Below are 23,917 nucleotides of genomic sequence, written 5' to 3' on the forward strand. Positions count from 1 at the left end.
GCGGTTTCCTCCCTTGGGGCTTGTAGGACGCCTGCCCGCGGGCGTCTGGGCGAGTTGACGTGCCGATGGATCGGGGCAGGCGTCCTACAACCCTAAACACTATCGGACATTGGCTTTGCTGAACCATGGTCATTGGGTGTGACTGCTGCTGGACGAATCGACGTCGCTCTTCCGGAAAAGTCAGAGCTCCTGTTGATGTCAGCCATCGGTTATCAGTTCCCGAACGACAGGCACGAATGGTGACGGGATCTTTGGTGCGTAAGTCCGCATTACTGGCAGCGTGACATCGTTCGGTACGATGCGTGATCGTTCGAACCCGCTCTATTCGGAACTCACACCAGCATGTGCTTACTGGTGGCGCGTGATCCATCCACGTAGAAGGTTCGGGTTCAAGCCAAATTCCATCGCCGTACGCGTGATCGAAACGCGCGGCTTCATGCCCAGCTGAATTCATTACCTTGCGAACTTGCGGGTCGCGTTCTCTGCGGCCATCACGCGTGGCGCCGACTAACAGGCGACTGCGCACGTTTCGATTTTCATCTATGGGCTCTGATCCCAGCCGCCCACGTGGACACATAGCATCAGAGAATTATTCGTTCGTTGCTAGGGCGTCCTCTACCGCCGCATAGATACAAACAACGCGCGGGCACCTGAGCTGATCCCTGAACTCAAAGGGCGGCGCATACGGCGGACGGGGGTATAGCCACTGATGTCGGCGACCCAGGCGCACGACATCTCGATCACTTCATCATTTTGCGGAAAGTATTACTGATTATCACCCATATTACAAAATTTTTCCGGAGCTTACGGTTCAGTAGAGCAAGCAGGTGTCGTTAAGCAGGAAGTAATAGAGCTTTCGACCCTTACCTAACAGGGCTGGAGCTCAACTATCAGCCCGGCCCGACTCGACATGGTTGCCGGTTCAAAGCTCGACCTCGCTTTCACGATGACCGCTTCGATTCCTCACGACATCCTTGCCGCTCCTGCCGGGCAGACGGCTGCGTCTGTCGCGCCGATCGCGCTTATGCCTCGCCCCGTCTCGACGAATGGGGCAGCGAAACCGCCGTTTCCCACACCTGCGGCAGTGCCGACGCAAGAAGCCTTGCACGGCGTGCGCTTCGACTTCAACGATGGGTGCCGCGTCGTCCTGCCCGAAGGTGAATGGCAAGTCGTGCTGCGCGACTACGAGACGGACAACCTGCTGTTCCAGACGGATATCGGCGTGGGCGCGGTTGCGAGCGGCAAGAAGTATTTCGTCCCGTTCGAGCTGCAAGTCCAGAGCCGCGGCAAGCACGCCGATGCCGCGTTCATTCACCGCTTCGACGCAAACGATCGCGAGGTGCTGATCCAGTTTCCGGTCGGCACGCTGGGCGATCTGATGGGCTGGTTCCCTTACGCAGTCAAGTTTCAGCGCAAGCACAACTGTAGGCTGACGTGCGCGATGTCCGCGCTGATCGCGCCGCTGTTTCGCCGGGCCTATCCGGACATCGAGTTCATCACGCACGAGGACGTGAAGCCGGAGCGCTATTACGCGACCTACAACATTGGCCTGTTCTTCGACGATGAAGCGCACACGTATCAACCCGCCGATTTCCGTCATGTCGGGCTGCATCGCACCGCGGGTCACATTCTCGGCGTGGATCCGGAAGAGATGCGCCCCAACATCGTGCTCGCGGACGACACCCGGCCCATCGCCGAGCGTTATGTCGTCATCGCGGTGCAAAGCTCGACGCAATGCAAGTACTGGAATCATCCGACCGGCTGGCGCGAGATCGTCGCGTTTCTGAAGAATGCTGGTTATCGCGTGATCTGCATCGATCAGAAGGCGACGCATGGCTCGGGCATCGTCTGGAACCATATCCCGCATGGCGCGGAAGACGAAACCGGCGACCGGCCTCTGGAGGAACGTGCACGCTGGCTCAAGCATGCCGACTTCTTCGTCGGACTGTCGAGCGGGCTCGCATGGCTCGCGTGGGCGTGCAACACGCCGGTCGCGATGATCAGTGGCTTCACCGCAGAGAACAACGAGTTCGCGACGCCGTATCGCGTCATCAATTATCACGCCTGCACGGGCTGCTGGAACGATGTGCGTCATCGCTTCGATCATCAGGACTTCTTCTGGTGTCCAAGGCATAAGGACACATCGCGTCAATTCGAATGCACGCGACTTATCACGCCCGAGCAGGTGAAGCGCACGTTGCAGCGCATTCCCGGTTTCGGCGAAGGTCTGAAGCAAGCCGCTACCCGTTCCTGATCAACCCGCGTTAATCAAAATTTTTTGCCATCGCGCCTTCGATGAAGAGCGTGAAGGGCGCACTCATACCGACACGAAGAAATGAAGCCGCTTACTTATCGCCGCAAGTTCTGTCTGCATGTGTTCGGTAGCCGCCGACGCGGGTTGTCGCGTCTCCTCTCGGGCATGTTCGCATTGCTGGGACTTCAGGCCGCGCTGATGCCTGCCGCGCAGGCCTATACCGCGGATGTCGCGAGCGGCACGACCGTCACTGGCGAATCGGTCGCCGGCACGCAGAACGTCTCGGGCGGCGGCTATGCGAACGCATCGACCGTTTATGGGACGCAGAATGTTCTCGACGGCGGCTCCGCATCGACCACGACCGTGTATGGCGCGCAGAACGTCGCCTCGGGCGGACGCTCGACGGGCGTAACCGTTTCCGCTGGCGGCCGCGAGACGATTGCCGCGGGTGCGACGGTGACGGGTCTTGCGATGACATCCGGCTCGGTGCTGGTGGCGACGACCTCGGGCACGATCAACGGCACGAACATGGACGGCTCGACGTTCAATGTCGGCGGCAACGTGGCCAGCGGAATCAAGCTCGGTAGTCAAAGTCAGCTGGAAGTGCTGGCGGGCGGTGTGGCAAGCACCACGCAAGTGCTGGGCGGCACGTTGAACGTGGATGCAGGCGGGCGCGCGGTCAATACGCTGGCGACGAGCGGCGGCACGCAAAACGTAGCCGGATCGGCCTACTACGCAACCGTCACGAGCAACGCGATGCAAAACGTCCAGACGGGCGGCGTAGCCAGCAACACGACCCTGACGTCGGGCGGGCGGCAGTCCGTGGCGGCGGGCGGGTCGGCAGCCGCCACGACCGTGAACAGCGGCACTTCGCTGTCGACGGCGGGCGCGGTATCCGGCGTGACGGTGAACTCGGCGGGCAGTGTGTCGGTGGCGAGCGGCGGGTCGGTCGCGGCGGCGAGCGTGCTGGGCGGCGCAACGGTGAGCGTCGCCGCCGGCGGCGCAGCAAGCGGTTCGATCCTGTCGGGCAATGGCTCGTATTACGCACAGCAGAGCGTCGCGGGCATCGAAACCGGCACGAATGTCGGCGCCTATTCTACCGACACCGTGCTGGCCGGAGGCGTCGCCAACAACACGACGGTCAACGGCACGAATGCATCGCAGCTGGTGAGTTCGGGCGGGCAGACCAATGGCGTCGTCGCGATCAACGGCGGTCAGGTCCGTGTGCAGTCCGGCGCGAGCACAACGGCAGCCGTGGTCAGTTCGGGCAGCACGCTCACGATCGATTCCGGCGCAACCGCAGTCGGCGTGACGCAAGCGGCGAGCGGCGGACTGGTTGCGACCACGTCCTCGACGGTGCTCGCGGGCGTCAACACGCGTGCCGACGGCACAGGCTTTTCCATTTCAGGCGGCGTCGCCTCGCATACGCAGATCGTCGGCACGGGTCATCTGACGGTACTGTCGGGCGGCGCGGCGCAAGACACGGTCTACTCCGCGGGCGGCATCTTTCAGGTCAATACGGCCGGCGCCGCCGATACCGTGCATCAGGGCGCGGGTGGTCAGATCGTCACGAACACATCGGCGACGATCACGAACGGCCTCACGGATTCAGGCCGCACCTTCTTCGTTTCGAACAACTATGCATCGGGCGTCATGCTCGACGGCAGCGCCGCGAATCTCGAAGTGATGAGCGGCGGCGTGGCGAGCAACACGCTGCATTCGGCAGGCATCTTCCAGGTCGATGCGGGCGGTTCAGCGAACCAGGTCGCGCAGAGCTCGGGCGGGGCGCTCATCACCAATACCTCGGCGGTCATCACGAACGGCACGGACCGCATGGGTGCGTTCTCGGTGGTCGGCAACGTCGCATCGAATCTCGTGCTGGAGAATCGCGGCAGTCTGACGGTGTTTAACGGCGGCTCGGCGACGTCGACGACCATCGGCACAGGCGGCAACACCACCGTACAGGGCGGCGGCTACGCAGTCTCGACGACGGTGGCCAATTCCGGCCGCCTCGAAGTCGATGCCAGCGCCGCGGCCGATACCGTCAACGTCGCGTCGGGTGGCGCGCTCGTCACCAACACATCGGCGACGATCACCAACGGCACGAACCGGCTGGGCGCGTTCTCGATCAACGGCAATGTCGCCTCGAACGTGGTGGCAGAAAACGGCGGCGCGATGACCGTGCTCGACGGCGGCACGGCCTACGCGACGACCGCGGGCAGCGGCGGACTCGTCACGGTGTCGGGCGGCGTGGCCCAGGGCGTGACGATCAACTCGGCGGGCATCGGTATAACGACCGCCAGCGGCGTGATGAACGACGCGGTGGTCAACAACAGCGGCTCGCTGGTCGCCTCGGGCGGGCTGACGAGCAACACGACCGTCAACTCGGGCGGCGTCGTTACCGTGACGGGCACGGGCGTGACGACCAACACGCAATTGCAGAGCGGCGCACGGGAGCAAGTGTACGGCGGTACTGCGAGCGGCACGGTCATCTCCGCAGGCGCGACCGAAACGGTTCAAGGCGGCACGACCAGCGGCGTCGTCGTCGCAGGCGGCACGCAACTCGTTTCGGCAGGGACGACCTACGGCACGCAGTTCAACAACGGCACGTTGATCGTGAGCGGCGGGGTGGCGTCGGGCACTGCGGCTGCGGCGGGAACGCTCGTCGATGTACAAGGCGGTACGACCGTCGGCACCGTGCTGGCGGGCGGCGCGTCGGAAGTCGTGACGAGCGGACGCGCGAACCTGACGTTCGTCGGCAGCGGCGCATCGCAAACCGTCGGCGTGTATGGGTATGCTTCGGCGACGCAGATCAAGGCCGGCGGCAACGAAGTGGTGAGCGGTTCGAGCATCGGTGCGACAGTCTCGGCAGGCGGCAATCAAACGGTCACCGGCGTGAACGCACGTACAACCAGCGCGACGGTGCTCGCGGGTGGCGCGGTCACGGTGCGCGACGGCGCAACGACCGCTGGCGCAAGTCTGCAGGGCGGCTCGCTTACTGTTTCGTCCGGGTCGACTGCAACCAGCACCGATGTGCTGAGCGGCGGCAGTCTGACCATTTCGTCCGGCGGGGCCGCGTATAGCAACCGCATCGGCAGCAGCGGCGCGCAAAGCATTGTTTCGGGTGGCACCTCATACAACGATGTCGTCTCCGGTGGCACGCAGACCATCGCGAGCGGCGGCGTGGCGCAAGGCGCGACGGTTATCTCGGGCGGCGTCCAGAGCGTGCAGGCGAACGGCGTCGCCAGCGCAACGATCATATCGTCGGGCGGTACGCAAACGGTGCAGAATGGCGGCCTGGCCTATGGCGGCGCCGTGCGGGGCGGCGTGCAATCGATCCAGGGCGGCGGCGTGGCGAGCAGCACCGTGGTGTGGTCCGGTTCGCAGATCGTGAGCGCTGGTGGCGCCGCGAACGGTGCGACGCTGCGCGGCGGCGTACAGCAGGTTCTCGCGGGTGCGCATGCCTCCGGCAGCACCATCGTCGCTGGCGCCACGCAAGAAGTCGATGCGGGCGGCGTCGCCTCGGGCACGACGCTCAACGCGTTGGGCAAGCTCACCGTGCAGGCGGGCGGCTCGGCGCTCGGCATCGTGCAAAACCTGGGTGGCGCGCTCGTCGTGGATACCGACACGGTGATCGGCGGAAGCGGACCGAACGGCATATTCAGCATCTCCAATCACGTTGCATCGAACGTTTATCTGGCCAACGGCGGACAGTTGACCGTGCAGTCGGGCGGCTCGTCGGTTGCGACGCGCGTGGCCAGCGCAGGCGGCGAGATCGTAGCGGCGGGCGGTGTCGCCACGGGGACGCGCGTCGATCTGGGCGGCGTGCAATCGGTCGCGTCTGGGGCGAGCGCCGTATCGGCGACGATCGGCGGTGTACAGAACGTCGATGGCGTGGCGTCCGGGACCATCGTCCTCGCAAACGGCACGCAAAACTTGAATAGTGATGCTCAGGCTTCAGGGACCATCGTGCAGGCCCTCGGCGTAATGACCGTGGCGAGCGGCGCGCTCGCTACGAACGCAAGCATCCGTGGCGGCGCGCAGACCGTGCTCGCGGGCGGAACAGCTGCGGGCACCACGATACTGTCGGGGCAGCAGAACGTGCAGGGAACGGCCACAGGTACGGTCATCTCCGGTGGCGTGCAGACCATCGTCGCGGGCGGTTCGGCCAGCAACACGCTGGCCACGGGCACAGGCGTGCAGAACGTGGCGGGCGGTACGACCGACGGCACGACCGTCTTCTCGGGCGGCAGGCAAACCATCTCCGGCAACGGCGTTGGGAACACGACCGTGGTCGGTTCGGGCGGCATGGTGACCATCTCTTCGGGCGGCACGCTGAACTCGGCGTACGCGTCGGGTGGCGTGGTCCTCGTGGGCGGCGGCGGTGTTGCGGCGAACACTTCGGCCATCAATGGCGGCGCGGTGCTGCTTACGTCGGGCGGCATGGCGAGCGCGACGAACGTCGGCTACGGTGGTCAGATTCAATTGCTCGCCGGTGCGAGCGCGTCGTCATCGACCTTGATGAACGGTGCGCTGATGGTCGTCTCCGCGGGCGCGAACGCAAGCGATGTCGATCAGCGCGCGGGCGCCGCACTCATCACGGATACAGGCGCGAACGTCGCGGGCGTGAATGCCAACGGGGCATTTTCGATCGCGAATAATGTGGCGACCAACGTCGTCGTTGAAAACAGCGGACGGCTCACCGTGACGTCGAACGGCGCCGCCAGCGGCACATATATCGGTGATCGCGGCACGGAGAACGTGCAGTCCGGCGGCGTGTCGCTGGACGCCGTCATCGCTGGCGGCCAGCAGTCCGTGTCGTCGGGCGCGAGCGCCAGCGGCGCGTTGCTGCAAGGCGGCGCGCAGTACGTCATGGCCGGCGGTTTTGTGAGCGGCACACAGGTAACCGACGGCATCCAGTCCGTCATGGGCAGCGCAACCGACACCGTACTCACGGGCGGCACGCAGAGCATCGGCGGTGGCGGCGTGGCGACCAGCACGAGCGTCGGATCCGGCGCATCGCAGCAAGTGCTCGGTGGCATTGCGAGCAACGCGACCGTGGCCTCGGGCGGCGTGCAGGTCATCAACGGCGGCGCGTCCTTTGAGGCGGTGATCGCAGGCGGATCGCAGCAAGTCTTCAATGGCGTTGCAAGCGGCACCCTGCTTCAGGGCGGATCGCAAGCAGTGAACATTGGCGGCGTTGCCATCGGGACTGTCGTGCAGTCGGGCGGCACGCAGACCGTGAGCTTCGGCGGCATTGCATCCGGTAGCGAGATCGGCGCGGGCGCTTCGCAGCTCGTGCAGTTGGGGGGCACGGCGTCTGGCACCACGGTCGAGGTCGACGCGGCGCAGGTTGTGTCTGGCAGTGCGTTCGATACGGTCGTGTCGGGTACGCAGATGGTGTACGGCAATGTCGATAACACTATGCTCGCCGGCTCGGGCGCGACGCAGTTGGTCGCATCCGGCGGCGTGGCGATCGGCGGCGCCATCGGCAATGGCGCGGTTCAGACGGTCGCGTCCGGCGGCTACGCGAGCGGCACGACGATCGGCGTGAGCGGAACACAAAACGTGGCGGGCGAGGCCGACGGCATGATCGTCGCCGGCGGCGTGCAGAATGTCTCGGGTGCTGGCGCGCTCGCGCTCGGCACGACGCTCGTTTCCGGCGGTCAACAAAGCGTGGGATCGGGCGGCACGGCAGCATCGTCGAACATTGGTGCAGGTACGACGCAGATGGTGCTCAGCGGCGGACATGCGAGTTCGAGCGTGATCGGCGCGGGCGGCGTTCAAACCATCGGCGCTTCCGGCAGTGCGACTTCGTCGACCGTTATGTCAGGCGGCACACTGTTCGTGTCGGCAGGCGCGGCACTCGATGACGTCGATCAGCAAGCGGGCGCGGCGCTGATCGCCAATACGTCGGCCACGATTACAAACGGCCACAACGCATCGGGCGCATTCTCGGTCCTGAACAACGTTGCATCCAGCGTACTCGTCGAGCGTGGCGGCAGCTTCACAGTGCTTTCCGGCGGGCAGGCTTCGGGGACGCAAGTCGGTATCGGCGGGGTGGAGACTGTTGCGGTCGGCGGCATTGCTTCCGGTTCGATCGTGTCGGGCGGCGTGCAAACCGTCAGCGGCACGGCGACCGGCGCGTCGGTGCTTGCGGGTGGTTTGCAGACAGTCGCGTCGGGGGGGAGCGAGGTGGGCAGCATCATCGGCACTGGCGGCCATATCGCGGTGGATGGCATCGCGAGCGGCACGCAAGTGCGCAGTGCGGGCGTGATATCCATCGGCTCGGGCGGCAGTGCGTTCGCGACCCACGTTGGCAGCGGCGGCGCGGTGACGGTCGCTTCGGCCGGTCTGGCGAGCGACACCGTGTTGAACAACGGCGCTTCGCAGACCGTGCGTTCCGGCGGCCTGGCGAGCGCGACAGCCATTGCCGCGGGCGGCGTGGAGACGGTCGCATCGGGCGGCGTGTCGAGAGACGCAAGCGTGTCGAGCGGCGGCATGCAAAGCGTCGCATCGGGCGGATCGGCGAGCGGCACGGCGGTGTTTGCTGGCGGCTTGCAGGCCGTGCTCTCGGGCGGCGTCGCCTCGGCGTCCCGCGTGCTGTCGGGCGGCCAGCAAAACGTCACGGCGGGAGGCAGCGCGGTGGCGACGCTAGTGGCCAATGGCGGCGCGCAGACCGTGCAGACCGGCGGGACCGCCATCGACACGACCGTGGCGAGCGGCGGCGTGCAGGAGGTCGCTTCCGGAGGCACCGCCACCGGCACGTTGGTGAGCGCAGGCGGCGCGCAGCGTGTGTCGTCCGGTGGCAACGCAGGCGCGGTCACGCTCGGCAGCGGAGGCAATCAGTATGTTTCATCGGGCGGGGTGGCCAATGGTGTCTCCGTGACCAACGGTGGCACGCAGACCGTGCTCGCGGGCGGGACCGCGAGCGGCACGATGGTATCCAGTGGTGGCGCGCAGGCGGTGTCGTCGGGCGGCCGCTCTACCGGCGCGGTCGTATCTAGCGGCGGCCGGCAGACAGTGACGACGGGCGGCGTGACGAGCGGCACGCTAGTGCAGAGCGGCGGTGCGCTGACTGTATCCAGCGGTGGAGCGGCGGGGCAAGTCACCGTGCAGAACGGCGGCCTGACGACCGTGACCGGGGCGGGCAGCGCGACGATCAGCCAGCAAAGCGGCGCGGCGCTTGTCACCGACACGTCGGCGACGGTCAGCGGCACGAACACCGGCGGCATGTTCAACGTGGCGGGCAACGTCGGCTCGAACATGCTGATCGAGAACGGCGGCGTGTTCAGCGTGTTGGCGGGCGGTGTCGCCAGCGACACGCGCGTGGGCTCGGGCGGCATGGAAATGATCAATGCAGGCGGCTCCTCGCTGCGTTCGATCGTCTCCGGCGGTACGCAGCTCGTCGAGGCTGGCGGCACGGCCGTGGGCGCAATCGTCAGCGCGGCGGGCGTGCAGCAGGTGGCCTTCGGCGGCAACGCGACGAGCACGACGGTCGCGACAGGCGGCATGCAGGCCGTCGCGGGAACGGCAGCCAGCACGATGGTGTCGGGCGGCACGCAGACGGTCTCTGCGGGCGGTGTGGCGCAGGACACGACGGTCGTGAACGGCGGTCAGCAGGTGATCAGCGCGGGAGGGCTCGCCATGACGACGACGCTGCTTGCAAACGGCACGCAGACGCTGACCTCGGGCGGCGTCGCCAGCGCGACGACGATCAACGGCGGCACGCAGAACATTCTGGCCGGCGGCGTTGCCAGCGACACGACCGTCAATTCAGGCGGCCTGCAATATGTCGATGGCGCCATCGAAGGCTACGCCTACAACACGGTCGTCAACAGCGGCGGCGTTCAGCAAGTGGCGTTCGGCGGCTTCGCGGGGAATGCGATCGTCAACGCTGGCGCGTTGCAGGATGTGCAGGCCGACGGCATCGCGAGCGCAACCACGCTCAACGGCGGCACGCAGGTCGTCAGTTCAGGCGGCGCGGCCGATACGACCACGGTCAATTCCGGCGGCGTGCAGCGCGTGCGCTACGGCGCGACCGTGACGAGGACGCTCGTCAACAACGGCGGCATGCTGACCGGCGACGGCAACGTGGCCGGCGTGACCGTGACGAGCGGCGGTCTGGTGCAGAACCTTGCGAGCGCGAGTCTCGGCATCGTCAACGACGGCGGCACGGTGCAGGTCGATACCATCACGGCGGCGAATGTTGCGGTGAACGCGGGCGGTGTGTTGTTGGGGAGCGGCTCGCTCATGGGCAACGCGACGTTCAACTCGGGCGGCGCGTTGGTCGCGGGCACGCCGGGTCAGGCGTTGCGCGTGAACGGCACGCTCGCATTCAACGATGGATCGACCTTCGTCGTCAGTGCGAACGCGGCGGGCCAGACCGGCAGCGTCGCGGTGACGGGCGATGTCGACATCGCGCAGAGCGGGGCGAATGGCGGGGCGAAGGTCGTCGTCAACGCATTGCCCGATGCATGGAAAACCAACACGAAGTACACCATCCTGACTTACACGGGCGCGCTCAACGGCACGTTCGCGGGCGTCGGCATGGACTACGCGTATCTCTCGCCCACACTCTCGTATGCGCCGGGCGAAATCGACCTGACGCTGAAGATCGCATCGATCTTCTATCAGGCGGGCGACTTCTCGGGCTTCGGGATGGTCGGACAGAACCGTAATCAGTTGCAGGTGGCGAGCGCGTTGAACCGCGTGCTGCTTGCGGGCGGCAACGCCATCACCGATGCCTTATTGTTCGAAACCACGGCAGGCGCGCAATCGGCGCTTGCGCAGATGACCGGTGTCGAGGCGACTGGCCTGCTGCGCGTCGCGCGTCAGAACACCGAGGCGCTGGGCAATACGGTGAGCGAGCGCATGACGTCGGTAGCGCAGGTGCGTCCGTCGAACGACGTGTGGGCGTCGGTGCGATATGGCCAGTCGCATGTATCGGGCGATGCAACGCTTGGCAGCAACGCACTCGATACGCGGTCGAGTTCGCTTGCCGTCGGCTACGACCGCGAAGTCGCGCGCGACGTTCGCGCCGGCGTGGCGGTCGATGCAGACTACAGCGATCTCGGCTTCAATGCGCCGGGTGCGAGCGGTCACACGAACGGTTGGCAGGCGCTGATTTACGGCGCGTGGCAACCGGCGGCGCAGCCCTTCTTCGTGCGCGGCATGGGAAGCATCGGGCGATGGAGCAATGCGGAGAATCGCGTCGTCGGCTTTGCCGGTTTGTCGGGCACGCCGCAAGGCAGCGTCGAAACGCGCGCCGCGACCGCCTATGCGGAAGGTGGTCTGAACTTGCATCTGCGCGATGACATGGCGCTGCAGCCGTATGTCGGCATGCGCGTGGGCCGATACGCACAGGACGGTTTTGGTGAAGGCAAGGGCGGCGTATTCGATCTCGTCTATCAGGGCAGCACTCAGGCCGCGACGACCGGTATCGCAGGCGTGCGGTATCTTTTCACGCAGAAACGCCGTGACGGAGCGACCAACACATGGGAGATCGATGCGAACGTGCAGCAGCGCATTGGCAGCCTGGGGCAGACGCTGAATGCGTCATTTGCTCAAGCGCCGGGCGCGGTGTATCAAGTATCGGGCACGCCGCTCGCGCGCACCGTAGGCCATGCAGCAACAGGTGGAGCATGGGAGATTGGCAAGAACATGTCGGTGTTCGCACGGGCTGGTGTGGACTTTGCGAAACACGAGCAAGACTACAGCGGCATGGCAGGCGTGGGTTGGAAGTGGTGATCCATGGGCCGCAGGCGACATGTCGTGTGGGCTCGCTGCTGGGCCCAGACCTGTCTATGTTGCTCGTGCACACGATCGACAGCAAGAGTACTGTTTGGTCCGGGCGCCCTTCCATATGGATCGCGCCGACGAAGCGACTTTAAGCCATTGCCTTACTGCACAGGCCCCGGGACATATTTAGGAAGGCATAAGACGACAGGTGAGGATGCCATCGCGATAAGCGGGTTGATCATCTCGTTGCTCAAATAATGGGAAAACGCCAAATTGATATGGATTTGGTAGGTATACCAGTTAAGATCGCTTCATGACTGATCGTCGGAGTGAAATCATTGATGCCGGACTGGCCATCGTTCGCGAGCAGGGATTCACCGGGCTAACCCAGCCACGTGTCGCTGCCCGAGCGGGGCTTAAGGCTAGCCACCTCACCTACTACTACCCCACACGGGTCGATCTCCTGACGGCGATTGCTCGAACCGCCGTTGATCGTCAACTGTTTGCGGTGAAAGCATTGTTCAATGCCCTCAAATCGATTGACCAGGCGGCCATGGCCATTGCTGATTTGATAACTCGGCACGACAACACACGGGTGTTGATGGCGCTTGCTCAGGCGGGAGACCAGGCTCCTAAAATCCGCACCATGTTCTGCGAACTTGCGGATGGTATCGCAACTGAGATCGATGCTTTTCTTGCTCGCGTAAGCAACCGCCCACCTGCGGCACATGCGGCGCGGTTATTACATGCCGCATCGGTTGGCCTGGCAGTCGTTACACTCGCTACAGGGCGCACTGATGGTCGAGAAGACGTAGCAAGCATGCTACGCGACTTGCTTACTACTTTGTTGTGAACACCAGTGCATCCTGGGCTTTTTTCTCAACCTATTATTCAGGATTCCAAAGTTATGAAGACGCCCGTGCTTATCGTCGGTGCTGGTCCGGTCGGGATGACACTTGCTTCCGAACTTGCCCGATATGGCATACCCGTTCGTATCGTCGATAAGGCGGCGCATCGAACCGACAAGTCCAAAGCCATGGTGCTTTGGAGCAGAACGCTGGAGCTTCTTGAGCGAGGAGTGGGCGGCGCCACACCGTTCGTCGATGCGGGGTTTAAGATCGAGGGCGTTACATTCATGGCGAACGATCGAGTGGTTGGCCGGGTCGCCATGGATTCCATTCCAAGCGTGCACATTATGCGTTGGCCTTGCCACAATCCGAGACTGAGCGACTGCTGGAGGAGCGGTTAATCCGACAGGGAATAAGTGTCGAGCGTGAGGTCGAAGCAACGCGAATCGTACCGGACAGCACAGGCGCTGACGTGGTCCTGGTTCGCCCTGATGGTCGAAAGGAGGACGTCCGTGCCGAATGGCTGATCGGTTGCGACGGTGCGCATAGCACCGTGCGCCACGTCTTGGCCATACCCTTTGCCGGGGAAACATTGCGGAGTGATTGGTTCCTTGCTGACGTGCATATGAGCGGATACCCTCGGCCGGATACGGACGCTTCCATCTATTGGCATGAGGAGGGCGTCTTACTCATCTTCCCGATTCAGGCAGGGCGGTACAGAATCATCAGTGATCTGCCGGCCACCGCAGGCTCAACACCGCCGACGCCGACACTCGATCAGGTGCAACAACTCGTCAATAAGCGTGGGCCTGCTGGAACCAAGTTGAACGATCCTGTCTGGCTGTCCGGCTTTCGTATAAATGGCAGAAAGGTTGCAAGCTATCGGCAGGATCACACGTTTCTTGCCGGAGACGCTGCGCACATTCACAGCCCCGCAGGCGGGCAGGGCATGAATACCGGCATGCAGGATGCTATCAACCTTGGCTGGAAACTTGCTCTCGTCATTCGCGGTGATGCAGACAAGGCCTTGCTGGACAGCTACAGTCCTGAACGGAGCGCGGTTGGTGACGCAGTACTGAAAGCGGCTGAGCGGCTGACCGCCGTTGCGACGATTTGCAACCCGGTAGCACAGCGACTCCGCAATCTCGCCGGTCACCTTGCGCTGGGACTCACGCACTTCACCCGTGGTGTTGCCGAAACGATGTCGGAGGTAGACGTCCATTACCCCAATAGCCCGCTCAATGGTCCGCATCACGGCGGACTGGTGCCTGGCGCGCGAGTGGCGCCGGTCGAAGGTTATCCTTCGGCCGGATCAGGCCCACGACCCTTGTTCGTATTGTTCGGGGCACGTGACCCCGGCGTTGAGCAATTACTGAAAATGTATCCTGACTTGATCGACGGCAATGTCAGGCCGGCTTTGCAAGACGACGTAATCTCACTCGTGCGCCCTGACGGGTACCTCGCCTGTTCTGCAAGTGATATCGAAGCCGTTTCGGCGTATCTCGATCGCTTGACATCGCCCAGTTGATTCGCTAAATCCGCTTTGGGGTGGTGTTGAAAAGTGTCGTGAGCCCTGGGGTGTCCTCCGACCATTTGCATCGAAATGGCATCGGCGCACCGTGCATAATTTCTGCGGTGCTTCCGGCTCCCGCGCAATGGTCCGACAGTTGCTACCTCGTCGACCAATCATGACTTACTGTATCGACCCTGAAGGACAAAGCATGACGAGCAGACATTCGGCCACAATCCCGCCTCTCGACAAGCAGGATTTCGAAGCCATGTCAAACTTCCGCTATGAGTTGCGCAAATTTCTGCGCGCTTCGGAAGAGATCTCCAACGCCGCCGGCATTACGACGCTCCAATATCAACTGCTCCTGCACGTTCGCGGTTTCGAGGGCCGTCAATGGGCCACTGTCGGCGAGCTCGCCGAGCGCCTGCAGGCTGCACCGAATGGCACCGCCGCGTTGGTGTCGCGATGCGAAGCGGCGGGTCTCGTCAAACGCCGCGCGGATGAAACTGATGGCCGGCAAGTGCAGGTTCACCTCACCGCAAGAGGCGAGCGGTGCTTGCTCAAACTAGCCGCAGAGCACAAGGCGCAGTACGGATCGTTCGGCTGGATCTTTTTGCAGAATCGAGAGTAAGACGATATGCAGGATGTCGATGCATAGAATCCAGTCGCTCGTTTACGGCACAATGTGCCTTATTTTGGACCGACGTCCCCGATGCATTTACTCCGGCTCTTCGATCGACGAACGATCCTGCGCGCTCGTCGTCTCTGGCTGCACTACGGCGTATTCTGGCTGGGCGCAATTGCGACCGGCCTGGTCGCGGTGCTGTATGCGCGTTTGATCGATGTCGGATACGGCCTGTTTCTGCGTCTTGAAAGCCGGTACTTCTGGCTTCCGCTGTTCATCACGCCTGCCATCGCAGCGCTGGCTGTATGGCTCACGCGGCGCTTTTTCCCTGGCGCGGAGGGAAGCGGCATACCGCAAGTCATCGCGACGTTGCACGACGGACGCGAAGCGGCGTCGCGTCTCTTAAGTCTACGAGTGCTCGTTGGCAAGGTTGTCGTATCGTTCTTCTCGATTCTTGGTGGATTCACGATTGGACGCGAAGGACCGACCATTCACGTCGGAGCCGCGCTCATGTTCAGCTTGCGGCGCTTTTACCCGAGGCGGCTGCGTCGCCTTGGCGGTGCCGCGTTCGAACGCAATCTGGCGCTCGCAGGTGCAGCGGCGGGATTGTCCGCGGCCTTCAATGCGCCGCTCGCGGGCGTCGTGTTCGCCATCGAAGAGTTGACACGCAGCTTCGAGGCGCGAACCAGCGGCGTGCTCATCACGGCGATCATCTTTGCCGGCGTCGTCTCGCTCGCCTTGCAAGGGAATTACACGTATTTCGGCACGATCAATATCGATGGACACTTCCCGGATCTGCTCGCGCTCGTCGTCGTTTTGCTCGGTGTAATCACGGGTATCGCAGGCGGCGTCTTCTGCTGGCTTCTGCTCAACACGCATCGCTGGATGCCACGGAGGCTGGTTGAATGGCGCAAGGCGCATCCAGTCATGTTCGGCGGCGCATGTGGGCTGATGATTGCGCTTATTGGCCTGGTCGCGGGCGGTCATACGTTCGGCAGCGGTTATGTGGAAGCGCGCGGCATGCTCGAAGGCACGTCACAGCTCGGTGTGAGTTATCCGGTGCTCAAGATGGCGTCGATGATCTGGTCGTACTTGCCGGGTGCGCCGGGCGGCCTGTTCGCGCCGTCGCTGGCAATCGGGGCCGGCGTGGGAAATGCGCTGCATCTAGTGTTCGCGCACGTGCAGTTGCCGATGCTGATCGCGCTCGGCATGGTCGGTTATCTTGCCGCGGTGACGCAGAGTCCGATCACGGCATTCGTCATCGTGATCGAGATGATCAACGGGCACACGCTCGTCCTGTCGCTGATGTCGACTGCGTTGATCGCGAGCCGCGTGTCGAGACTTTTTGCTCCGCCGCTGTACGAAGCGCTCGCGCGTCGTTACGACAGCACTAAGGCAGCGCAATGAAACGGTCGCGTCGATACGTCCTTAGGTTCAGCGCACGCGCTTTATCCCGCTGGAGCTTACATGGCCAAATTCCATCTTTTTCTCTTCGTTTTGCTGCTAGCAAGCTTTTTTTCAGCAGCTGTGCAGGCGAAACGCATCGTGGAACATATCGCAAGACACCACATCAACAAGCATCACTTGTCCGGTCATCATGTTGGCAAGCAGCATGTCAGAAAGAAGCGCAGCCATCAGCCCTTGGTACGATCCTGCGCTGCCATCGCGCTCGACCTCACAACGGGACGGACCCTATATGCGAAAAATGCGGATCGGCGCATGCCCATCGCCTCACTCACGAAGCTGATGACCGCCATGGTAGTGATCGATTCCGACCGCTCTTTGATCAAACCCGCGCGCATTACCGATGCTGACGTCGACCGCCTGAAGAGGTCGAGCTCGCGTCTGCCGGTTGGTTCGTTGCTGTTGCGCCGAACCATGTTGCACATTGCGTTGATGTCGTCTGAGAATCGCGCAGCCTTTGCGCTTAGCCGGGACTATTCTGGCGGCCGAAAGGGCTTCGTGCATGCGATGAATCTCACCGCAAGCAACTTGCAGATGCGTCACACTCGTTTCGTCGATCCGACCGGGCTGTCACCTAATAACGTGTCGACCGCTCGGGACCTTACGCGGCTGGCGCGCGCTGCATACGCGTACCCAACGATCCGTGAATATGCGACGTCGCACGAAAAATTCGTGCTCGGCGGCGATGGCCCGCTCATGTATCACAACACTGATCCGCTCGTCTACGATGCGTCGTGGAACGTCCGCTTGCAGAAGACCGGTTTCACAAACGAGGCGGGGCATTGCCTCATCATCGTTACCATGGTGTCGGGTCATCCGACGCTGCTCGTACTGCTCGGCGCGCCAGATTCGCGTGCGCATTTCAATGACGCGGCGGCTTTGCGAAGCTGGCTGCTAAGGGGCGCTCAGCGAAATCGATTCAATTGACTGGAAGCTTGATGCGCGCGCGATGGCTTGCATTTGCTCGCCAGAAAATACAGAGTTCGAACGGTCTCCCCCGGATAACGTCGCAATGAGCAAGCCGATTGAAGACTATGCCATGTTGGGTGATGGCGAAACCGCCGCGCTGGTGAGTCGCGACGGCTCCATTGACTGGTTGTGCTGGCTGCGCTTCGATGACGACGCTTGCTTTGCCGCGCTGCTCGGCACGGCGGAGAACGGCCATTGGTCGATGACGCCAGTCGGACCGGTCAGCCGTCAGCGCCGCCGCTATCAGCAATACGCTCGTCATGGAGACCGACTTCGAAACAGAAGACGCGCGATCGGCGAAGCGGCGGGAAGCCCGCAGTTCACGCATGTCTCTGTCGACGATTTCCGGATCGTGCGCGACAACATGGCAGGCGGACATCGCAGCACGAGCGACCGGCTGATTCCGTACACGCTGTTCACTGATCCGCCTCTGGCGCGCGTCGGCCTCAACGAAACCGACGCACGGCGCGCGGGAATCGGCGTGCGCATTGCGACGCTACCGATGAGCAACGTCCTGCGCACCGAAGCGACGGACGAAACGCAGGGCTTCAAGAAAAAACTCGTGGGCGCTGACGACGACCGCATCCTCGGCTTCACGATGAACGGCTCGGAAGCAGGCGAAGTGCTTGCGGCGATTCAGACTGCGATGATCGCCGAGCTTCCGTACCAGAAGCTATGTGACGCCGTGATTTCTCATCTGACCGTGGCGGAGGGTCTGGGGCCGTTGTTGGCCAGGGTGCCCGAACGCGCGGCTACGTGAGACTTGTAGCCGGACGGTTGGGCTTGTTCATCGAGCGTTGTCTGGCTAACTTTACTATGCCGTGTATCGCTGCGCGCCTGCTAAGGCGCGCGAGCGCTTTCTGCGGCGGACTGGGCCGGCGTCGTCGACGCAAGGGTATTCGTAAGCCGGTGGATGCAATGCGTGATGCGCGGTTGCATTGAGTGCGAGAGCCCCGCGTTTCGGGCGATCTGAGCCGATATCTGCGACTGGCTGTTGTCTTGAAGAGGCGACGTCCGACCTATCGCTCTGCGAGCGGCCGGTGAGGGTCGTTCATCGGCAGTCGACTACGCGTTGCCCAACGCCATATTCCTCCGGCAGTATCGCTTCTTCCTCGTCGGTGTGCGGCGAGTTGCGGGTCGGACGCGCCTAGAACTTAAGCGTCGAAAAGTGTTTCGCTTTGCTTGAATGAATCGATAAGGTGCTGCATGACCGCGCGTATTGTCAGGACGTTTCGGTCCTGTCTGCGTATCAATAGCCACATATCTCGCGGCGGGGGCAACGGCCCCAGCGAGCACGGGATCAGCCCAGGCAAGCTTCGGCCTAGATAATGAGGCAACAAGCCTAGGCCCGCACCGTCTCGCGCGGCGATTGCCTGCAAGATGTGATTCTCGGCGCGAAGTGAAACGCGCGAGTGCTGGAAGTGCTGTGTCAGCCAGTTCGTGCCCGGCATGTCGGCGCTTTCCTCGTTGAAGCTCACGAAAACCGGCACCTCCCCGCGTTCGGCTCGTTCGCACTGCGCTGGTGCGCCATAGAAGCCGAACGCCATGCGACCGAGTGGCTTTGCGATCAGGTCCGCGTCGACGAGGTGACCTACACGCACCGCAATGTCGGCTTTGTGACGATCGAGACTGACGGAACGAAGGTTTGTCGCAAGATCAATGTCGATACCGGGATAGGACTCGGTAATCTGTGTGAGGCGTGCAAGGATGAAGCCCTGACATAGTGCGGGCGGTGCATTTATGCGCACCAGGCCTCGAAGGATAGCGTCGCCATCGCTCGGCTGCGCATGCCCTATCGTCAGCGCCGCGGTTTCCATTTCCGCTGCAACTTGTAACGCGTGTGTTCCAGCAGGCGTCAGTGCGTAGCCCTCAGGCCGGCGCTCGACGAGCTTCTGACCGACGCTTTTCTCGAGTGACTGGATACGGCGGGCAATCGTCGCGTGATTGACCCGCAGGGCGCGGGCAGCGGCGGACAGGCTTCGATAGCGCCCCAGCGCCAGGAATATCCGCATGTCCTGCCAGTCGAGTTCTGTGCGTTTTTTATCAGTCATTGCGCGAGGATAGCGGCTCCTCTTTCCGAAAGTCCAGCGATAACCTGCTGTCCATACCACGGGATGCCAACTGCATCCAGGTTCACTCAACAGCCAGGAGAAACAGCATGAGCCAGAAAAAAGTAGCCATTGTCACCGGCGCTTCGCAGGGCATTGGCGAAGGCATCGTCAACGGCTTTCGCGCCCGGGGCTACGGCGTTGTCGCTACATCGCGCTCGATCCAGCCTTCAGCCGATCCTGACCTCGTGACCATCGCCGGCGACATCGGCGACCCCGACACGGGTAAGCATCTGGTCGCGGCAGCTCTCGACAGCTTCGGCCGCATTGATACATTGGTGAACAACGCCGGCATCTTCATCGGCAAGCCGTTCACTGAATATACCGAAGAGGATTACCGGCTCAAGGTGAAGACCAACCTCGACGGCTTTTTCTTTACCACGCAGCAAGTAATTCCAATGATGCTCAAGCAGGGCAGCGGCCATGTCGTCCAGATTACGGCTTCGACGGCGGAATTCGCGAGCTCGCGCTCGCCCGCCTTCATCGCCATGCTCACGAAGGGCGGGATGAACGCCGCGACCAAGAGCATGGCGATCGAGTACGCCACGCGCGGCATCCGCGTGAACGCCGTGGCTCCGGGCGTTATCCGCACACCGATGCACGATCCGAGCATGGTTGGCAAGCTGGCCGCCTTCCATCCCATGAACAAGCTCGGCGAAGTCGAGGATATCGTTCGAGCGGTGCTATATCTCGAGGACGCCGCCTTTACAACCGGCGAGATCCTTCACGTTGACGGCGGTCTTATCGCCGGACGTTGACCAACCAAGGGGCGCCCAAGGAGCGCCCCTTTGCGCCGGGAGGACCGTGTGCCGTTATGGAGGGATGCGGTGAGCAGCGAGGGCACTCGACCTGCTCCGGCTCGAGTCTCGAAAAGGAGGTGTGTCGGTGCCGGCCGTCACAAAGAGGCTTCAAAATGCAGCTATGGGCATAATCCCGTATTGGGATGCAGCTGACCTGCGCCCGCCGTTCTTCCCGGCGGCCTTGCGCCGGCTCCCGGCCATGAACGGCCATTCCAAAACGTCTTCCAGTTGCCATGGTCGGGATCCGATAGGCGCCTTGCTCAACGAACGCTTTTCGGCGTAACACTATCTCGACCCCGACCAGGAGTCGCCGGTCTAGGCCGACATCTAGCTTGATCAGCCACGCTCTCGTTTCCCCCCGCTCGCTGGCCGTTTTGAGGCAGGCAAATTGCCGAGCGCTGCGGTTTCCTTTTTGGGCGCCCGGTACTGGAGCAAGGGGGATGGACGACTTCCGCCATAATGGATGTCACATAGCACTACGATCATATACATGTCAGCGATAAAACCTCAGGCGTCTTACCCCTATCGTTGGACCGATCGGGCGATTTGCGTCAAACGCAGGCATCCACGGATCTTGATAGTCGATGACAACACCAATGCGGCTGAAGCGCTTGCCGCATATCTTGACGGTGGCCCATTCAAAGTGCTGGCCGTCTACGGCGGTGCGGCCGCGATCGCCGCAGCATGCATCTGGAAACCGGACGCCCTGCTGCTGGACATCTCAATGCCAGTAATAGACGGCTTCTCGGTCGCTCGAGCGTTCCGGCAGAACGCTAAGACTTCGTCGATGGTGATTGTTGCTCTGACAGCGCACGATGACGCCTTCGTAAAGCAACGGGCGTCCGAAGGTGACTTCGATGGCTACTGTCAGAAAGGCCTGATGCTGCAATCGCTTATGGCGCTTTTACACAGCTTCATCGAAAGCGCAAACTGCCTAGGTTTGAGGTAATGGCCTGTCCACCTTATATAGCTGTCGTGCCGCAAAAGGGCTTCAATACCAGGCCCTGTCTGTCCGTGCTAGCCTGCGCGATTGTTTCTGCCTACCTTTACATCCATGGACCTGTCCGTACTGTTTGGAAACGACAGCCGCGTCGCGCGGTATTTGCATAGCATCGAATGGAACCGAAGTCCCGTGGGTCCCGTCGAACGATGGGACGTCTGCTTGCAAGCGTCGTTCACTAGCTGTGTGTGGTGTTCGTTTCCCGCGTGCGTCTTGTGGGGCTCGGAACTGGCTGTTATCCCAAATCAGGAGCTATGCGATCTGTTTGATATGAAAGCGGCAGGGACCATCGGTCGACCGCCCGCAGATGTTTGGCCCGGCAGGTGGGATGCGTTGCGACAAACCGTGGCGCAAGCGCTGAAACAGCGTGCCCCCGTCCGCTCCGACGATATTCAGCTTCCGGCCGTGAGCGTTTGTTCAGAGGGCGAACCCCATTTCGCGGTCTCGTGCAGCCCTATTTACGACAGCAAGGGACGCACTCCCGGTGTCTTCTGCATCTTCAACGAAACCACGGAGATAGCTATCGCCAAGAAGCGCGTCGCATGTGAGCAAAGCGCCGTGCGAACGGCGCGACGCATGGATGAGCATCGGCTACAGACCATTATTGATCAATTGCCGGCGGGTGTCGGTCTCACCGACCAGAGCGGCCAGTGGACGCTCAGCAACGAATTGATGAGGCGATACATACCGACGGCTGTTCCATCGACGCTTCCAGAACGGGCTGCATTTTGGCAAGCATGGGACGCTCATGGAGTACCAATCCCTCCGCACGACTGGCCCGGCGCACGAGCGCTACGTGGGGAAACGGTGCTCCCCGGCCAAGAAATGCTTTACACCGGTGTCCCGGGACGGCGTATTTGGATGCGAGTGAGCGCAGCGCCTCTACGCGATGAGGCCGATGACCTGATCGGCACATGTTCGATAGTCCAGGACATTAGTGATTTGAAGGTTGCCGAGGAAGCGCTGAAAGACGCGGATCACCGTAAGGATGAGTTTCTTGCAGTGCTCGCTCACGAACTTCGAAACCCATTGGCGCCGATTCGAAACGGCCTCCATGTTTTAGATCATGCGACCAACGGCGATACGCGCATCCGTGTTCATCGCATGTTCAAGCGCCAGATGTCTCACATCGTCCGCCTTGTAGACGATTTGCTAGAAGTCTCGCGTATTAAAAGTGGCAAGATCGAGCTGCGAAAGCAGGCACTAAATCTGTCTAAGATTCTGACAAACGCTGTGGAGACGAGTCGGCCTGTCATTGATAAAGGTCAGCACCAGCTTACATTAAGCTTTTCAGCGGAGCCGCTGAATGTGATCGGCGATCCGGTACGGCTCACGCAGATCTTCGCGAATCTGCTGAACAACGCGTCAAAATACTCTAATGTGGGCGGCCATATCCAGGTTACGGCCATGCGCGATGACACGGATGCTGTTGTGTCCGTGCGTGATGATGGTATCGGGATATCCGAAGCGATGCTGCCAATAGTCTTCGACATGTTTAGTCAGGCGGAAAATTCCCGTCAACATGCGCAAGGGGGTTTGGGCATCGGATTGACACTTGTTCAAAGCCTTGTTCGGTTGCATGGTGGTTCTGTCTGTGCACGCAGCGATGGTCTGAATCAAGGCAGTGAATTCACAATCCGTCTACCGCTCTTAACCACCGCCACCGCCATGCGGAATCAAAAGCCCGAAGATGAGCCATTTCGGCAGAAGTCCCTTGCGGGTAGGAGGATTCTCATCGTTGACGACAATGTTGACGCGGCAGACAGCCTTGCCATGCTTTTAGAGATGTTGGGTGCCGAGACACGCACTGCGCACGGTGGACTCGCTGCGCTAGACATGCTGAAGAGGATACAAGCTGATACCGTTCTTTTGGACGTCGGCATGCCCGATATAGATGGTTACGAACTTGCACGACGCATCCGTGCGATCGACGCTTTAGCTGGCTCAACATTAATAGCCATCACTGGCTGGGGCCAGGAGGAAGACAAGCGAAAGTCACACGAGGCTGGGATTGATCGCCACCTTGTCAAACCGGTTGATATTGTTCTGCTTCTGGAGGCGCTGACAGCTCCAACAGACTGACAGCAGGAATGAGCATCGGTTTGCTTCGAATTTCGATTCACGCTGCATTCGCTCAATGTTCTCCATCCGACGGGTAGGGTAGCAGCCATCTTGATAGGCCAATGAATGCTGCAAAGCGGCACGTCATCGAGTGGCTGTTTGGGGTGACTCTTCAAGATCTGCAACGGCCGCTAAGCGGCACTCAAGTCTGCAGCGTCCCCGGTCAAAATGAGTGACCGGTTTGGAGAGTTTTGTATGGCTGAAGTGGGTCGCTTTCACCCCTTTGGGAAACGAGGGAACTGTAGCCGGGTGACGTCGCGAGAAATGAGTGCGGTGGTGGAGGGCGGTGATTGTCCCTCATGATGGACTGGGCAGCCGGCATTAGGCCCAAGGCAAGTTAGCAAGCCAGGTTTCCAAGCTGGACATTTGTCGGATAGACTCAACTAAAGGTTTTCACTGATACCCTCGACGACGACTGCAGTTAATCGCGGCGAGCAGAGGGCAATTGATTTACCGCGTCCAAAGCTATCTTGACAG

General features: G+C 61.9%; 13 protein-coding genes. 12 read left to right on the forward strand and 1 reads right to left on the reverse strand.

From position 1 onward, the window contains the following. Nucleotides 1–910: 910 nt before the first annotated feature. The 9 genes from QCE79_RS34970 (at nucleotide 911) to QCE79_RS35010 (ending at nucleotide 18,171) form a co-directional block, all read left to right on the forward strand. The gene (locus QCE79_RS34970) at nucleotides 911–2,254 is read left to right on the forward strand and encodes an autotransporter strand-loop-strand O-heptosyltransferase (RefSeq protein ID WP_309852529.1); all 1,344 of its coding nucleotides are present in this window, start codon (nucleotides 911–913) and stop codon (nucleotides 2,252–2,254) included. A gap of 81 nt (nucleotides 2,255–2,335) precedes the next feature. Then, nucleotides 2,336–12,004 carry an AIDA repeat-containing protein gene (locus QCE79_RS34975; protein WP_309852531.1) on the forward strand — a complete coding sequence of 3,223 codons (9,669 nt, stop codon included), beginning with the start codon at nucleotides 2,336–2,338 and terminating at the stop codon, nucleotides 12,002–12,004. 304 nt (nucleotides 12,005–12,308) lie between these two features. Continuing rightward, a complete protein-coding gene (locus tag QCE79_RS34980) occupies nucleotides 12,309–12,848 on the forward strand; it encodes a TetR family transcriptional regulator (protein WP_309852533.1) in 540 nt (179 codons plus the stop codon). Between the two features lie 54 nt (nucleotides 12,849–12,902). Then, nucleotides 12,903–13,244 (forward strand): FAD-dependent monooxygenase, encoded by a 342-nt coding sequence (locus QCE79_RS34985; protein WP_309852536.1) that lies wholly within the window; start codon nucleotides 12,903–12,905, stop codon nucleotides 13,242–13,244. After that, nucleotides 13,202–14,371, forward strand: coding sequence for an FAD-dependent monooxygenase (locus tag QCE79_RS34990; RefSeq protein WP_309852539.1), 1,170 nt, complete (start codon nucleotides 13,202–13,204; stop codon nucleotides 14,369–14,371). The genes QCE79_RS34985 and QCE79_RS34990 overlap by 43 nt, the downstream gene beginning before the upstream one ends. 193 nt (nucleotides 14,372–14,564) lie before the next feature. Next, nucleotides 14,565–14,984, forward strand: coding sequence for a MarR family winged helix-turn-helix transcriptional regulator (locus tag QCE79_RS34995; protein WP_309852650.1), 420 nt, complete (start codon nucleotides 14,565–14,567; stop codon nucleotides 14,982–14,984). Nucleotides 14,985–15,065: 81 nt separating this feature from the next. Next, nucleotides 15,066–16,385: a chloride channel protein gene (locus QCE79_RS35000; protein ID WP_309852541.1), complete on the forward strand. Its 1,320-nt coding sequence runs from the start codon at nucleotides 15,066–15,068 to the stop codon at nucleotides 16,383–16,385. 60 nt (nucleotides 16,386–16,445) lie between these two features. Then, nucleotides 16,446–17,369, forward strand: a complete 924-nt coding sequence (locus QCE79_RS35005) for a serine hydrolase (protein WP_309852547.1) — start codon at nucleotides 16,446–16,448, stop codon at nucleotides 17,367–17,369. Between the two features lie 85 nt (nucleotides 17,370–17,454). Then, nucleotides 17,455–18,171 (forward strand): trehalase-like domain-containing protein, encoded by a 717-nt coding sequence (locus QCE79_RS35010; protein ID WP_309852550.1) that lies wholly within the window; start codon nucleotides 17,455–17,457, stop codon nucleotides 18,169–18,171. A 394-nt stretch (nucleotides 18,172–18,565) separates the two neighbouring features. Here the strand turns inward: QCE79_RS35010 and QCE79_RS35015 are convergent, their stop codons facing one another. Beyond that, nucleotides 18,566–19,462 carry a LysR family transcriptional regulator gene (locus tag QCE79_RS35015; RefSeq protein ID WP_309852552.1) on the reverse strand — a complete coding sequence of 299 codons (897 nt, stop codon included), beginning with the start codon at nucleotides 19,460–19,462 and terminating at the stop codon, nucleotides 18,566–18,568. Nucleotides 19,463–19,569: 107 nt separating this feature from the next. On the opposite strand from QCE79_RS35015, the gene QCE79_RS35020 reads away from it, so the two are divergent. The 3 genes from QCE79_RS35020 (at nucleotide 19,570) to QCE79_RS35030 (ending at nucleotide 23,401) form a co-directional block, all read left to right on the forward strand. Beyond that, nucleotides 19,570–20,277: an SDR family oxidoreductase gene (locus QCE79_RS35020; protein ID WP_309852556.1), complete on the forward strand. Its 708-nt coding sequence runs from the start codon at nucleotides 19,570–19,572 to the stop codon at nucleotides 20,275–20,277. A gap of 532 nt (nucleotides 20,278–20,809) precedes the next feature. Continuing rightward, entirely contained in the window at nucleotides 20,810–21,268 is a 459-nt protein-coding gene (locus tag QCE79_RS35025) for a response regulator (protein WP_309852559.1), read from the forward strand. Nucleotides 21,269–21,532: 264 nt separating this feature from the next. Further along, a complete protein-coding gene (locus QCE79_RS35030) occupies nucleotides 21,533–23,401 on the forward strand; it encodes an ATP-binding protein (RefSeq protein WP_309852562.1) in 1,869 nt (622 codons plus the stop codon). Nucleotides 23,402–23,917 lie beyond the last annotated feature (516 nt).

Origin of the sequence: Caballeronia sp. LZ003 (assembly GCF_031451465.1) — a bacterium.
GTDB lineage: Bacteria > Pseudomonadota > Gammaproteobacteria > Burkholderiales > Burkholderiaceae > Caballeronia.